We start from the raw sequence: 13,054 nt of genomic DNA on the forward strand, positions 1-13,054 counted from the left end.
CTCGCGGCGTGCGGCCGGCGGCGGAGTGCCGATGAGTTCGGGCACCCAGTTCTCCCATCAGCTGCGGCGTTACTACGGCTGGTACACCGGCAGCTTCGCGGCCTTCATCATGCTGCTCGCCATCGGCGAGTACCTCGGCATGTCGCAGGCCGCCATCGGCCACATCTTCCTGTTCGCCACCATCGCCATCTATGCCGGCATCGGGGTGATGAGCCGCACCTCCGATGTCTCCGAATACTACGTCGCCGGGCGCCGCGTACCGGCAGTGTTCAACGGCATGGCCACCGCCGCGGACTGGATGAGCGCGGCCTCCTTCATCGGCCTCGCCGGCACCCTCTACTTTGCCGGCTTCGAAGGGCTGGCCTTCGTCACTGGATGGACCGGCGGCTTCGTGCTGGTGGCCCTGCTGCTCGCCCCCTACCTGCGCAAGTTTGGCCAATACACCATCCCCGACTTCCTCGGCGAACGCTACCAGGGCAACTTCGCCCGCATGGTCGGGCTTGCCGCTGCCGTGCTCGCCAGCTTCGTCTACCTGGTGGCGCAGATCTACGGTGTCGGCCTGGTCACCAGCCGTTTCGTCAGCGTCGAATTCGAAATCGGCCTCTTCATCGGCCTTGCCGGCATCCTCGTGTGCTCCTTCCTCGGCGGCATGCGCGCGGTCACCTGGACCCAGGTCGCCCAGTACGTCATCCTCATCATCGCCTACCTCGTCCCGGTGGTCATCCTCTCCTACAAGGTCACCGGCATCCCCCTGCCGCAGGCCGTGTATGGCACCGTGCTGGGGCAGATCAGCGAGCGCGAGGACGAACTGATGAACGAAGCCAGCGAAATCGAGGTGCGCCGCCAGTACCGCTACCGCGCCGACGAGTTCGGCCGCAAGATCGCCGAACTGCCGGTGTCGCTCGATGCCGAACGTGCCGCGCTGATCGAACGCCTCAACGCCCTGCGTCTCGAAGACGGCAGCGCGCGCGAGATCGCCCTTACCGAGCGCGCCCTGCGTGACCTCCCGCGCACCGCCGAGGAGGCCCGCGCGCGCTGGGAGAAACAGCGCGCCCACGCCCTCGAGCGCGCCCGCCCGCCACCCCGCCATGCCACCGCCCACCCCGGCGACACCCCGGAAGAGGTCGCCCGCTCGCGCAACAACTTCATCGCCCTGGTCTTCGTGCTGATGGTCGGCACCGCCGCGCTGCCGCACATCCTGATGCGCTACTACACCACCCCCGGGGTGGTGGAAGCACGGCGCTCGGTGTTCTGGGCGCTGTTCTTCATTTTCCTGCTCTACGTCACCGCACCAGCCTACGCCGTGTTCGCCAAGTGGGAGGTGTACAGCAACCTCGTCGGTTCCAGCCTCACCGAACTGCCCGCCTGGGTGGCCTCGTGGGGCAAGGTCGGGCTGGTCAAGATCGAGGACCTCAACGGTGACGGCATCCTGCAACTGGCCGAGCTCACCATCAACACCGACGTCATCGTCCTCGCCACCCCCGAGATCGCCGGTCTGCCCTACGTCGTTGCCGGCCTCGTCGCCGCCGGTGGGCTCGCTGCAGCGCTATCGACCGCCGACGGCCTGCTGCTCACCATCTCCAACGCCCTCTCGCACGACTTCTACTACAAGGTCGTCAATCCGCGCGCCTCCACCCACCGCCGCCTGGTGATCTCCAAGTCGCAACTGCTGGTGGTCGCCGTGGTCGCCGCCTGGGTCGCCTCGCTGCGCCCCGACAACATCCTCTTCATGGTCGGCCTGGCCTTCTCCATCGCCGCAGCCGCCTTCTTCCCGGCACTGGTGCTGGGCATCTTCTGGAAGCGCGCCAACCGCCCCGGCGCCGTCTGCGGCATGCTCGCCGGCCTTGGCATCACCCTCTACTACGTCGTCAGCACCCACAGCTTCTTCGGCGGCTCCATGGAAAACGCCTGGCTCGGCATCGCCCCCATCGCCGCCGGCGCCTTCGGTGTGCCGCTGGGCTTTCTGGTGATCATCGTCATCAGCCTCCTCACCCCGCCACCACCGCAGGAAATCCAGGACCTGGTGGATTTCGTCCGCTATCCGCAACTGCCCGGCGGCGAGGGGCACTGAGCAGCTACAAGCCGTTGGCGTGAGAAAGGTGGTTTTGGTCCGGTAAGGGGGTGGAATGAAATTTGCGCGTTACTTCCTCGTTTTTCTGCTTGTCAGCGGCTGCTCATTTGCCGGGAGTGGTTCGGGGAAGGCAGTTGAAAGGCTGGAGCTGGAAGGCAAGCCTTACTTTGACCATATTGTCACCACTGGCGAGTTTGAATCCCTCCTCGACGAGATGGAAGGTGGTGACGAGGTTTCGATTCGTGCTTCGTCACTAATGGCCGGATGGGCCGATGCTTCCACTGCGCTCTCTCTGAGGTTCGCGTTGTCAAGAGCCTTGGTCCGGAATCCAGATGCCGTTCTGGGTCTTGTGCCCGGGGTGTTTTCAGCATCTGACCTGTGTACGATTCCTTATATCGAGGAGTCTGTGGAGCTTGAATTGAGGCATGTCGATGAGTCCATATCCGCTCTGGCGCGTTCTGCCACCTCCGGTGGCGCTCATGGCGAGTGCATGGCGATCTATATGAGCATCAGAGAAGAAATGGCAGGTGGTGCAGGCGGACGATGAAAGGCGTGCCGCTTTGCTTCGCGTCGATAATACGCCCGCGCCGCTCGGGCGGATTCCTGCTCCCACTGCGGGAGGCAAGGGGTAATGCGTTCATTTATTGATCACATCACCGTTACCGCCTGGTCGCTTGAGCGGACGGCATAGTTTCCCTGCACAATAAAGACGGCCGCCCGTGGGCGGCCGTGTCATTGGCAGGGGGAGCGGATCAGCTCGGGTCGCGATAGGTGAGGACGACGGTGCCGAGGCGGCTGTTGAGGCCCTGGATGGGGACGACCAGGCGCTTCTGACCGTCTTCGGCGGCGCTGACGGTGACGCGCGGTTCCTGCAGTGCGCCGGCGGGAATGTGGCCGGGCAGCGGGGCGTCGAGGAAGGCGCGGTCACTGGAGACGAGGACCTTGCCGGCGGGGTCGGCGAGGAGGACGAGATCGATGCGCTCATTGCGCACCAGTTCGTTGAAGTACTGGTCGATCTGGTCGAGGTTGTTGCGGATCATGTCGCCGCGGATGGCCCACGCCAGTGCGGTGCCGAAGAGGGCGTGGGTGTTGTCGCTGTGGCGGGCGATGGTGGCCTGGGTTTCCACCTGCACGGCAGCGCGGCTGGCCTCCAGGGCCTGGCGTTCGGTTTCCATGCCGCGTTCGACGGCGGAAACCGCGACGCCCTTCCAGATGAAGACAATGATGACGAGCACGGCGAGCACCAGGCTGACCCACAGCGGCAGGCTGATTTCGGTGAGCGGGGCCAGTGCGCTGCGCGCCTTGGTGGCGGGCGGCGGGGTCAGCGTGGGTTCGCTTTCGGGGGTGTTGCGGGTTTCGTTTTCCATGCTCGGGCTCCTTGCAGTTGATGCGATGCGTGCGGCAGTGGGCGGCGTTGCGGTGACTATAGTACGACGCTGCGGTTGCGGCCGAGTTGCTTGGCGGAGAGCAGGGCGTCGTCGGCGCGGTTGACGGTGGCCGAGTAGGTCTCGCCGCTGCGCTGGCGGGTAAGGCCGATGCTGGCGGTGAGGCCGAGGGGTGGGGCGTGGCCGAGGTCGAGGTCGATGGCGGCGATGGCTTCGCGCACGCGCTCGACGGTGAGTGTGGCTTCGGCCTCGCCGGTGTCGGGAAAGAGGAGGAGGAATTCTTCTCCGCCCCAGCGCCCGATGGTGTCGTACTCGCGCACGTTGGCGCGCATTGCCGCAGCGATGCGGCACAGCGCCTGGTCACCGGTGTCGTGGCCGTGGCGGTCGTTGATCTGCTTGAAATGGTCGACGTCGAGGAGGGCGACGCACAGCGGGCTGTCCTTGCGACGCGCGCGTTCGGTCTCTTCCTTCAGGCGGTCCATCAGGTAGCGGCGGTTGCCCAGTTCGGTAAGGGGGTCCTTGAGCGAGGTCTCGCGCAGGGCCTCGGTGAGTTCGCGCAGGTTGCTCTGGTAGAGGTCGGAGATGCGGGCGAGTTTTTCCAGCCGGCGCACCTGGCGTTCGAACTTTTCGGTGAGGTTGCTGCTGTGTGTGCGCGACAGGCTGTGGTAGCCGTCGGAGATGCGCACCAGGCGCTCGACGCGTTCCTGCTGGGCGCGGTGCACGGCGAGCAGGTCGGCGAGCGCGGCGCGTAGCGGGTGGTCGCGGTGCCCAGGGTCGGCGAGCAGGGTTTCGGCCGCGGCAATGGCGGCTTCCTCGTCGGCGGGGCCGGGTGCGGCAGGACGCATGTTTATTCGCGGGCGGCGATGTTGAAGGGGAAGGAGCAGTCTTCGCGGAACTCCTCGGCGAGCATCTCGACGCGTTCGTTGCGCGGGTTGTAGAACCAGTCGACGGAGACCTTGCGGCCCTTGCCGTGGGCCTCTTCGAGGAGGTCGAAGATGTCCATCATGGCTTTCACCGAGCTGGTGTTCATGTAGATCAGGCGCAGTTCGAGGTGCAGCGGGCGGTCGCTGCCGGCGAGGTAGCCTTCGATCCACTCGATGGTGGCGGTGAAAAACTCGAAGGAGTTTTCCGGGTAGGAGTCGCCGGCGATGGCGAGCATGCCCTGTGCATGGTCGGAGACGATGGACGGGGTGGTCTGGGTGCCGGGGATGTTGAGGTCGTTCATGGTCTGATTCTAGCGGAGGGCGGTTCAGATGACGGCCTGCAGGCTGAAAAAGGCCTTGCCGTCGTCAAGCGGAGTGAGGTTGGCGGCGAGCGGGCGGGTGGCCTTGCGTGCCATGTCGATGAGGCCGAGGCCGGCGCCGGTGGTGGCGCCTTCGGCGCGCGGCTTGCGCAGCTGCTCCTTGTAGGCGGCCTTGAGGGCGGCCTTGTCGAGGCTGGCGAGGAGGGCGATGCGTTCGAGCAGCGCGGCACCGTCGGCGGCTTCGACGATGTTGCCGGCCTGGATCAGGTAGGCGTCGGCGCTGTCGCGGGCGACGATGATGGTCGCCGAGCTGTCGGCCTCGCCATAGCCGCGCAGGCTGGCGTAGTGGCGGATGTTCTGGGTCATCTCGACATAGGTGCCGAAGACGTCCATGACGGCGGAGGGCTGCACGGCGGCGGCTTCGAGGTAGTTCTTGAGGGCGTTGCCGATCTCTTCGATGAGGCTGCGCGAGATCGGGCCGTTGAAGCACAGCAGGATGTTGTTGTGGGTGAAGAGCTCGCGGACGCCGAAAAAGTCGATGGTGTTCATGCAGGGCCTGTGTTCAGTCGATGCGGAAGGAGAGCACGGTGATGTCGTCGCGCTGGGCGTGGGTACCGCGGTAGCTTTCGAGGGCGTGGTCGAGGGCGGTCGATTGCTCGTGCATGGGCAGGCGGGCGTGGCTGCGCAGCAGTTCGGCGAAGCGGCTGTTGCCGAAGCCGAAGCCTTCGTCGCCACCGGCCTGGTCGAGGTAGCCGTCGGTGACCAGGTAGTAGGTGAGGTCGGGGCGCAGCTCGACGCTGTGCTCGTTGTACTCGCCGCCGCGGCGGTCGCACAGCGCGCGGCGTGCGCCGGCGAGTTCGCCGACCTCCTCTCCGTCACTCCAGTAGAGCGAGATCTTGGCCCCCGCAAAGCGCAGGCGGCGGGCACCGCGGTCGACGCAGACGAGACCGACGTCCATGTTGGTGGCGATGGCGCGCGGCAGCGTGGATTGGTCGATCATGCCGCGCAGGCTGCGGTCGGCGTGGGCGAGCAAGGTGGCGGGGGCATCGATGCCGTGGCGGTTCATGGCGTCGTCGAGGGCGGCGCGGGCGAGCATGGTCATCAGTGCGCCGGGAACGCCGTGGCCGGCGCAATCGACCACGCCGACGAGATAGTGATCGCCTTCGGCGCGGAAGAGGTAGAAGTCGCCGCCGACGACGTCGCGTGGGCGCCACAGCACGAAGTGGTGTTCGCCGAGCAGGCTGGCGAGCTGGCGGTCGGGCAGCAGCGCGCGCTGGATCAGGCTGGCGTATTGGATGGAGTCGCTGACCTTCTTCTGCGCTTCGGCCATCGCGGCATGGCTCTCGCTGAGCGCCTGGGTGCGCGAGCGCACTTTTTCTTCCAGATCGGCGGTGTGGTTCCTGATCTGGGTCGCCATGCGTGCGAAGGCGCGGTTGAGGTCGCCCAGTTCGTCGCGCCCGGGTGGTGGCAGGGAGACGTCGTAGCGCCCTTCGGCGAGCGCGGTGGCGGACTGGTGAAGGCCGCGCAGGGGGCGCAGCAGGAGGCGGTCGACAGCCACCGCGAAGGCGCCCAGGAGGAGCAGCACGACGACCACCAGCGCGGCGATGGCGGCTTTCAGCCAGCCACCTTCGATGATCCGTGCGGCGTCGAGGTCTACGGCGGTGACCAGGTGCCAGCGCAGGGCGTCGAGATAGGTGAGGGCGAGCAGCTGGCGGCGGCCGTCGAGCACCGCCTCGATGATCTGCACCTGCCCGGGGGCGGCGCTGGCGCGCTGCAGCGCACCGGCGAGGGCTTCGCGTTCGGCCGCCGAGGACAGCAGGGCGGGCAGGGTGGCGGTGGCTGCGGCGTCGCCGGTGGCGCCGGAGCCGAAGGCGATGCGCGCGCTGTCGGGGTGGGCCTGGATGGCGCCGCTGGTGTCGACGATCATCGGCGTCACGCCGGGTTCGGCGGTGCGGATGAAGGACTGGATGAAGGTCGACAGGTCGACGCCGGTGCCCGCGACGCCGAGGCGTTCGCCCTGGTCGACGACGACGACGTTGATCCACACCTTGATCTTATGCAGCCAGCGGTCGGGATTGGGGTTGAGGTTCTCCGTCGCCTCTGCCGCGATGGTGGAGAAGAACCACGCGTCGTCCGGCTTGTCGCGGTCGAACAGGTAGCGTGGCGCCTCGCTGTAGGGGGTGGTGGTGTCGTTGAAGTGGAAGGCGAGTCCGCCGCGGCTGGCGATGAAGTAGCTGCGGTCGAGAAAGTCGGCGCGATAGGCTTCGGCCTCTTCGAAGGCACGTCTGCGCAGCGTGGCGTTGTCCTCGTCGCGCAGCCATTCGCGCATCGGCAGCGCACCGGCGAAGCGACGCGCCAGCGCCAGCTCGCGGGCCAGCGGGCCGAGGATGCGTTCGCCGTGGAGCTCGGTGAAGTTGCGCGCGTAGGCCTCGCCGAAGTGGCCGCGGATGCGCTCGACCACCTGCATGCCGATCAACACTGCCGGGACCAGCGCAACCAGGCAGGCGATCAGCAGTGCGATGGTGGATTTTGCCCGTATGCCGTGACCCCAGTCCGCCATTCAATGCCCTTTTCGCGTCAGCGCAAAACGCCAAGAATAGCGCCAATCGGTGTGCGCTGCCATGAACGACCCCCTTGGCTATAATCGCTCCCTGCCCACTACCGGACCGTTGCCGTGTCAGAACGTATCGCCGTTGCCCTGCAGTACCTGCTGCCCAAGCAGGCCCTTACCGTTGCTGCGGGGACGTTTGCCGGCTGGCGCGGCGGGGCGCTGACCACCCGGGTGATCGGCTGGTTCGTGCGCCGCTACAAGGTCGACATGAGCGAAGCGGCGAATCCGGACATTGCCGCCTACGACAGCTTCAACGCTTTCTTCACCCGCCCGCTGCGCACGGATGCGCGCCCCCTTGCCGACAGCGCCTTCCTGTGCCCGGTCGATGGGGCGATCAGCCAGTTCGGCGCCATCGACGGCGAGCAGATCTTCCAGGCCAAGGGCCACCACTACAGTACCCGCGCGCTGCTTGGTGGCGATGCCGCACTGGCGGCGCGCTTCGCGGGCGGCAGCTTTGCCACCCTGTATCTCAGCCCGCGCGACTACCACCGCATCCACATGCCTTGCAGCGGCCGCCTGAGCCGCATGATCCACGTTCCCGGGGCCCTGTTCTCGGTCAATCCGGCCACCGCGCGCGGGGTGCCGGGGCTGTTTGCGCGCAATGAGCGCGTGGTATGCATCTTCGAGAGCGAGAACGGTCCCTTTGCGCTGGTGCTGGTCGGTGCGACCATCGTCGGCAGCATGGCGACGGTATGGCATGGCGTGGTCAATCCGCCGCGCAGCGGCACGCTGCGCGAATGGCACTATGACGAGGCCGAGGTAGTGCTGGAGAAGGGGGTGGAGATGGGGCGCTTCCTGCTCGGTTCGACGGTGGTGATGCTGTTTCCGCGCGACACCATCGCCTTCAATCCGGCGTGGCAGCCCGGTGCGCCGGTCCGCATGGGCGAGGCCATGGGCGGGCGCCCCTGAGACGTCTGTGAGTCCGGCAACCGCCAAGGCCTTGCAGGCCATTGTCGACGGGTTGCGGAAACCCGTGCCGGCACCGTATGTCCCCCTTTTCGCCGGCGCTGAGCGCATCGGTGCGCTGCGCGCCGATTTTGCCGCGCGGGTGGCGGCGTGCGCCGGCCCTTTCGTCTGTGGCCGGCGAGGATTGGAGAGCGCTGTCGACGGCGCGGCGCTGCAGCAGGGCTGGAACGCGCAGGTGGCGCTGCTGCGGGCCGAAGGCTGGTTCCGCGCCTGGCGCGACGAGACCTACGAGGTGTGTGGCAACGCCACCGCTGCCCCCGGCCTGTGCCGGCTGGAGCGTGGCGTGTTCCGCCGCTACGGCCTGCGCAGCCACGCCGTGCATCTGAATGCGACAACGCCCGCGGGGCGCATGTGGATCGCCCGGCGTTCGCTGGCCAAGGCCATTGATCCCGGCCTGCTCGACAATCTCGTCGCCGGTGGCGTGGCCAGCGGCGAGACGCCGGCGCTGACGCTGCGGCGCGAATGTGCGGAGGAGGCCGGCATCCCCGCCGGGCTCGCGGCACAGGCTCGTGCGCTGACCACGCTCCATGCCCGGCGCGAGGAGGATGAGGGCATGCACGACGAATGGCTGCATGTCCATCACCTCGTTGTGGCGGAGGATTTCGTGCCGGGCAACAGCGATGGCGAGGTGGCGGAGTTTGTCCTGCTTGACGTCGACGAAGTCGCGGCCGCCATCCTCGACGGTGCGTTCACCGAGGATGCGGCCGCTGTCGCAGCGCAGTGGCTGCTGACGCGCTGAGGGTGTTCAGTCGAGCGCGGGAATGCGCAGCACCTGCCCGGGGTAGATCTTGTCCGGGTGGCTGAGCATGGGCTTGTTGGCTTCGAAGATTGCCGGATAGCGGTTGGCGTTGCCGTAGTAGGTCTTGGCGATTGCCGACAGGGTGTCGCCGCGCACCACGGTGTGGAAGCGCGCTTCCGGGGCGGGGCTGGCGACCTGCATGCGGTCGTCAACGTCGGCGACGCCGCGCACGTTGCCGGCGGCGAGCAGGATGCGTTCGCGGGTGGCCTGGTCTGGCGCGGTGCCGGAGACGGTGACCGTGGCAGTGGCGCCGTCGAAGGCGACGGCGAGATCGGCCGGAGCCAGTTGCATCTTCTCGATATAGGTCTTGATGGCGGCAGCGGCGCTGGCGTTGGCCGCTGCCGGGTCGGGGCGCGCGGCAGGCGCACCGGCGGCCGGGGTTGCGGCCTGGGCTTCGCCGCTGCCGAACAGGCGTTCGCCGGCATCCTTGATGAACTTGAACAGGCTCATGGGGGTATCCTTGCGGGGTAATGGTTTTTGCATTGTAGCCAGCGCCGCGTGACGGCGCTGCGGCCAGACACACAACGCTACCGATTTGCACCGACGATGAATCAATTCGACCACAAGGCCACTGCCTGGGATGACGACCCCGTCAAGCATGCGCGTGCGCAGGCGGTGGCAGCGGGCATCCGCGCCATGGTGGCGCTACGCCCGTCGATGCGGGCGCTGGAGTTCGGCTGCGGCACCGGACTGCTTGGTTTTGCGCTGCGAGACGAGTTCGCCCACCTCACCCTGGCCGACAATTCGCCGGGCATGCTGGCGGTGCTGCGCGACAAGATCGCCGCCGCGGGTATCGCCAATGTGGCGCCGCTGCACTTCGAACTGGGCGCTGGGGAGGCGCCGGCCGGCCCTTACGATGTGGTGTTCTCGCTGATGACCCTGCACCACATTGCCGACAGTGCGCGTGCCCTGGCCGACCTCAACGCCCTGCTCGCGCCCGGAGGCAGCCTGTGCATTGCCGACCTCGACGCCGAGGACGGTTCCTTTCATGGCGAGGGCTTCGACGGCCACAACGGCTTCGAACGCAGCACGCTGGCCGCGCTCGCCGAGGCGGCGGGTTTTTGCGCTGTGCGCTTCGACACCGTGTTCACGATGGAGAAGGGCGCGCGGCGCTATCCGCTGTTCCTCATGGTGGCGGAACGCGCTGCGGGCTGAAGCGGGGCCGGTGCTCTTTTACTCCGCGGGGCTGCACAGGGCGTCGGCGAGGATGGTGAAGGCGCGGTCGAGATCGGCGTCACTGATGTTCAGCGGCGGGGCAAGGACCAGCACGTTGCCCTGACCGATCTTGAACGAGAGACCGGCGGAGAGGCAGCGGTAGAGCACCATCTCGGCTTCGTCCTCGGCCGGGCGGCCGTCGGGGCGGCGCAGTTCGATGCCGACCAGCAACCCGGCGGCGCGCACCTCGTGAATCAGCGCGCAGTGCGCGCGCAGGCCTTCGAGACGGATGCGCAGGGCCTCGCCGAGACGCAGGCTGCGAGCGGGAAGCTCTTCCGCATCGAGGACGTCCAGCGTTGCCAGGGCGGCGGCGCAGGCGAGGGGGCTCTTTTCGTGGGTGTAGTGACCCAGCGAGATGTGGCCGGCGACGTCGAGATGGGCGCGGGCGAGCAGCGCGGCAAGGGGAAAGAGGCCGCCGCCGAGGCCCTTGCCGAGCACCAGCATGTCGGGGACGATGCCGTAGCGCTCGACGGCGTAGAGATGGCCGGTACGCCCGAGGGCGATGGGGATCTCGTCGAGGATCAGCAGAGTGCCGTGGCGGTCGCAGGCCGCCCGCAGGCGGCGGTAGTAGTCCGCAGGGGGGATCTGCACGTCGGTGCAGCGGATGGTCTCCACCACCACCGCAGCGACGTCGCCTTCTTTTTCCAGCACATAGTCGACGTAGTCCGCGCAGCGCAGCGCGCAGCGTCCGCTGCAGCCAAACGGGCAGTCGCCGGGGTCGCAGGGCGGGACGTGCTCGGCGCCCGGCAGCAGCGGCCCGATGCCGCGCCGGAAGGCCGCTTCACCGCCCAGCGAGATGGCATCGAGCGAGGCGCCGTGGAAGCTGCCCCACATCGACAGGGTCTTGTGGCGACCGGTGGCGACACGGGCGAGCTTCAGCGCCATGCCGATCGCCGAGGTGCCGCCGGGGGCGAAGAGAACCTTGTCGAGGTCGCCGGGGGCGCTTTCACACAGGCGGCGGGCGAGGCTCACCGCGGTGTCGTTGGTAAAGCGGCGCGGCGAGAAGGGCAGGCGGTCGAGCATGTCGATGACCGCGGCCTTGACGCGCGGGTGGCCGTAACCCACCTGGTGCAGGCTGTTGCCGTGGAAGTCGAGCAGGCGGCGTCCGTCGACAGTGGTGAGGGTGCTGCCGGCGGCACCGGCGAGGGCATCCAGGCACGGGGTGGACATCGACTGGTGGAGGAACCAGCGCGCGTCCTCGGCGAGCAGCGCGCGCGTGGCTTCGTCGAGGGTGGCGTCCTGCCAGGCCTGGCGGCGCGGGGTGAGGTTGATGTCGCCCTCGCTGCGGTCGGGCAGTGTCACCACGGCAGCGACCAGGTCTTGAGGTTGGTGAAGCCCTTGATGGCCTCCAGTACGCCTTCCTTGTAGCCCAGGCCGGAATCCTTGATGCCGCCGAAGGGCGTCAGTTCGAGGCGGTAGCCGGGGACTTCGCGGATGTTGACCGTGCCGACCTGCAGTTCGCGGACGAAGCGGGTGATCCAGTCCATGCGGTTGGTGCACACTGCCGAGGACAGGCCGTAGGGCACCGCATTGACGATGGCGATGGCTTCGTCGATGTCGCGGAAGCGGATCACCGGCGACACCGGGCCGAAGGTCTCCTGCGCCACCAGCGGCCACGACGGATCGACGCGGTCGAGCACCGTCGGTGCGTACAGTGCGCCGTTGCGCTGGTGGCCGCAGAGCAGGCGCGCGCCGCGCGCGATGGCGTCACTGACGCGCGCCTCGATGGCGATGGCGGCAGCCTCGTCGATCACCGTGCCCATGCTGTTGCATTCGTCGAAGGGGTCGCCGTGGCGCACCGCGAGGGTGTTTTCGACGAGACGGGCGATGAAGGGCGCAGCCACCGTCTCCTGCACCAGAATGCGCTTGATTGCCGTGCATCGCTGGCCGGAGTTCTTGTAGGAGCCGGAGGCCGCCAGTGCGGCGGCCTCGTCGAGGTCGGCGTCCTCCATGACGATCAGCGGATCGTTGCCGCCAAGTTCGAGCACCTGGCGCTTGTAGACCGCGCGTGCGGCGATCTGCTTGCCCACCGCGACGCCGCCGGTGAAGCTGACCAGATCGACCTCGGCGGCGCTGAGAAGGGGGGCGGCGATGTCTGCGGGGTCGCCGGTGAGCACCGTGAACATCTCCGCCGGCAGACCGGCGTCGCGCAGGATCTCGGCCAGCAGCAGGGCCGACAGCGGGGTTTTCTCCGACGGCTTGAGGACCATGCGGTTGTTGCTGGCGATGGCCGGGGCGACCTTGTGGGCGACCTGGTTGAGCGGGTGGTTGAAGGGGGTGATGGCACTGATCACGCCGAGCAGGGGCTCGCGGGTGGTGAACACCTTGCGGCTGCGCCCGTGCGGGGTGATGTCGCAGGAGAAAGTGGCGCCGTCGTCGCGCAGGGCTTCGTGGGCGGCGAAGGTGAACACGTCGCAGGCGCGCCCCACCTCATAGCGGGTGTCGGCCTTGGAGAGCCCGGATTCGGCGCTGATGAGGTCGGACACCGCTTCGCTGGCGGCGCGCAGGCGTTCTGCGGTGGCGAGCAGGATGGTGGCGCGCTGGTGGCGGCTGAGCGGGCTGCGCCAGGCCTTTGCGGTGCGTAGCGCGCGCTCCACGTCGGCGGCCGTGACCATTGGCACGCTGCCCACCAGGGCGCCGCTGTAGGGGCTGCGGACGTCGATGCGCCGGGGGCTGTCGACCGTGTGTCCGGCGATCTGCAGGCTGGCATGGATGGGATGACCGGCACGGATGCCGGCGAGGGCGGAAAGCAGGCTCATGGCGG

The 13,054-nt window shown here is 67.8% G+C and carries 13 protein-coding genes; 5 read left to right on the top strand and 8 right to left on the bottom strand.

The window, feature by feature from the left end; translation table 11 throughout:
* Window positions 1-31 precede the first annotated feature (31 nt).
* Both C8261_RS05685 and C8261_RS17135 read left to right on the top strand, forming a co-directional pair.
* Window positions 32-2,071, top strand: a complete 2,040-nt coding sequence (locus C8261_RS05685; protein ID WP_107492709.1) for a sodium:solute symporter family protein — start codon at window positions 32-34, stop codon at window positions 2,069-2,071.
* Between the two features lie 55 nt (window positions 2,072-2,126).
* Window positions 2,127-2,618: a hypothetical protein gene (locus C8261_RS17135; protein ID WP_146161648.1), complete on the top strand. Its 492-nt coding sequence runs from the start codon at window positions 2,127-2,129 to the stop codon at window positions 2,616-2,618.
* 205 nt (window positions 2,619-2,823) lie between these two features.
* Here C8261_RS17135 and C8261_RS05690 read toward each other — a convergent pair whose 3' ends face one another.
* Genes C8261_RS05690 through siaA form a run of 5 tightly spaced genes read right to left on the bottom strand, consistent with a single transcriptional unit; the run spans window position 2,824 to window position 7,259 of the window.
* A complete protein-coding gene (locus C8261_RS05690; RefSeq protein ID WP_107492710.1) occupies window positions 2,824-3,438 on the bottom strand; it encodes a hypothetical protein in 615 nt (204 codons plus the stop codon).
* Between the two features lie 56 nt (window positions 3,439-3,494).
* On the bottom strand, window positions 3,495-4,301 hold the full coding sequence (gene siaD / locus C8261_RS05695) for a biofilm regulation diguanylate cyclase SiaD (protein ID WP_107492711.1): 807 nt from the start codon (window positions 4,299-4,301) through the stop codon (window positions 3,495-3,497).
* 2 nt (window positions 4,302-4,303) lie between these two features.
* The gene (gene siaC / locus C8261_RS05700; RefSeq protein ID WP_107492712.1) at window positions 4,304-4,681 is read right to left on the bottom strand and encodes a biofilm regulation phosphoprotein SiaC; all 378 of its coding nucleotides are present in this window, start codon (window positions 4,679-4,681) and stop codon (window positions 4,304-4,306) included.
* A gap of 24 nt (window positions 4,682-4,705) precedes the next feature.
* Window positions 4,706-5,248, bottom strand: a complete 543-nt coding sequence (siaB, locus tag C8261_RS05705; protein ID WP_107492713.1) for a biofilm regulation protein kinase SiaB — start codon at window positions 5,246-5,248, stop codon at window positions 4,706-4,708.
* Between the two features lie 13 nt (window positions 5,249-5,261).
* Window positions 5,262-7,259 carry a biofilm regulation protein phosphatase SiaA gene (siaA, locus tag C8261_RS05710; protein WP_107492714.1) on the bottom strand — a complete coding sequence of 666 codons (1,998 nt, stop codon included), beginning with the start codon at window positions 7,257-7,259 and terminating at the stop codon, window positions 5,262-5,264.
* A gap of 114 nt (window positions 7,260-7,373) precedes the next feature.
* Here siaA and asd point away from each other — a divergent pair, with 114 nt between their 5' ends.
* Together asd and C8261_RS05720 are read left to right on the top strand one after the other, a co-directional pair.
* Entirely contained in the window at window positions 7,374-8,219 is an 846-nt protein-coding gene (asd, locus tag C8261_RS05715) for an archaetidylserine decarboxylase (protein ID WP_107492715.1), read from the top strand.
* 7 nt (window positions 8,220-8,226) lie between these two features.
* Window positions 8,227-9,015 (top strand): NUDIX hydrolase, encoded by a 789-nt coding sequence (locus C8261_RS05720; RefSeq protein WP_146161649.1) that lies wholly within the window; start codon window positions 8,227-8,229, stop codon window positions 9,013-9,015.
* Between the two features lie 6 nt (window positions 9,016-9,021).
* Here the strand turns inward: C8261_RS05720 and lysM are convergent, their stop codons facing one another.
* Window positions 9,022-9,525 carry a peptidoglycan-binding protein LysM gene (gene lysM, locus C8261_RS05725; RefSeq protein ID WP_107492717.1) on the bottom strand — a complete coding sequence of 168 codons (504 nt, stop codon included), beginning with the start codon at window positions 9,523-9,525 and terminating at the stop codon, window positions 9,022-9,024.
* A 96-nt stretch (window positions 9,526-9,621) separates the two neighbouring features.
* Between lysM and C8261_RS05730 the strand changes: the two genes are divergently transcribed.
* Complete coding sequence (locus C8261_RS05730; protein WP_107492718.1) at window positions 9,622-10,230, top strand: class I SAM-dependent DNA methyltransferase; 609 nt, start codon at window positions 9,622-9,624, stop codon at window positions 10,228-10,230.
* Window positions 10,231-10,248: 18 nt separating this feature from the next.
* Here the strand turns inward: C8261_RS05730 and pbfA are convergent, their stop codons facing one another.
* Both pbfA and phnY read right to left on the bottom strand, forming a co-directional pair.
* Complete coding sequence (gene pbfA / locus C8261_RS05735) at window positions 10,249-11,595, bottom strand: (R)-1-hydroxy-2-aminoethylphosphonate ammonia-lyase (protein WP_107492719.1); 1,347 nt, start codon at window positions 11,593-11,595, stop codon at window positions 10,249-10,251.
* Window positions 11,589-13,049, bottom strand: coding sequence for a phosphonoacetaldehyde dehydrogenase (gene phnY / locus C8261_RS05740; protein WP_107492720.1), 1,461 nt, complete (start codon window positions 13,047-13,049; stop codon window positions 11,589-11,591). Before phnY ends, pbfA begins: the two co-directional genes overlap by 7 nt.
* Between the last annotated feature and the right edge of the window lie 5 nt (window positions 13,050-13,054).

The sequence above is a fragment of the Pseudothauera lacus genome, assembly GCF_003034845.1.
GTDB lineage: Bacteria > Pseudomonadota > Gammaproteobacteria > Burkholderiales > Rhodocyclaceae > Pseudothauera > Pseudothauera lacus.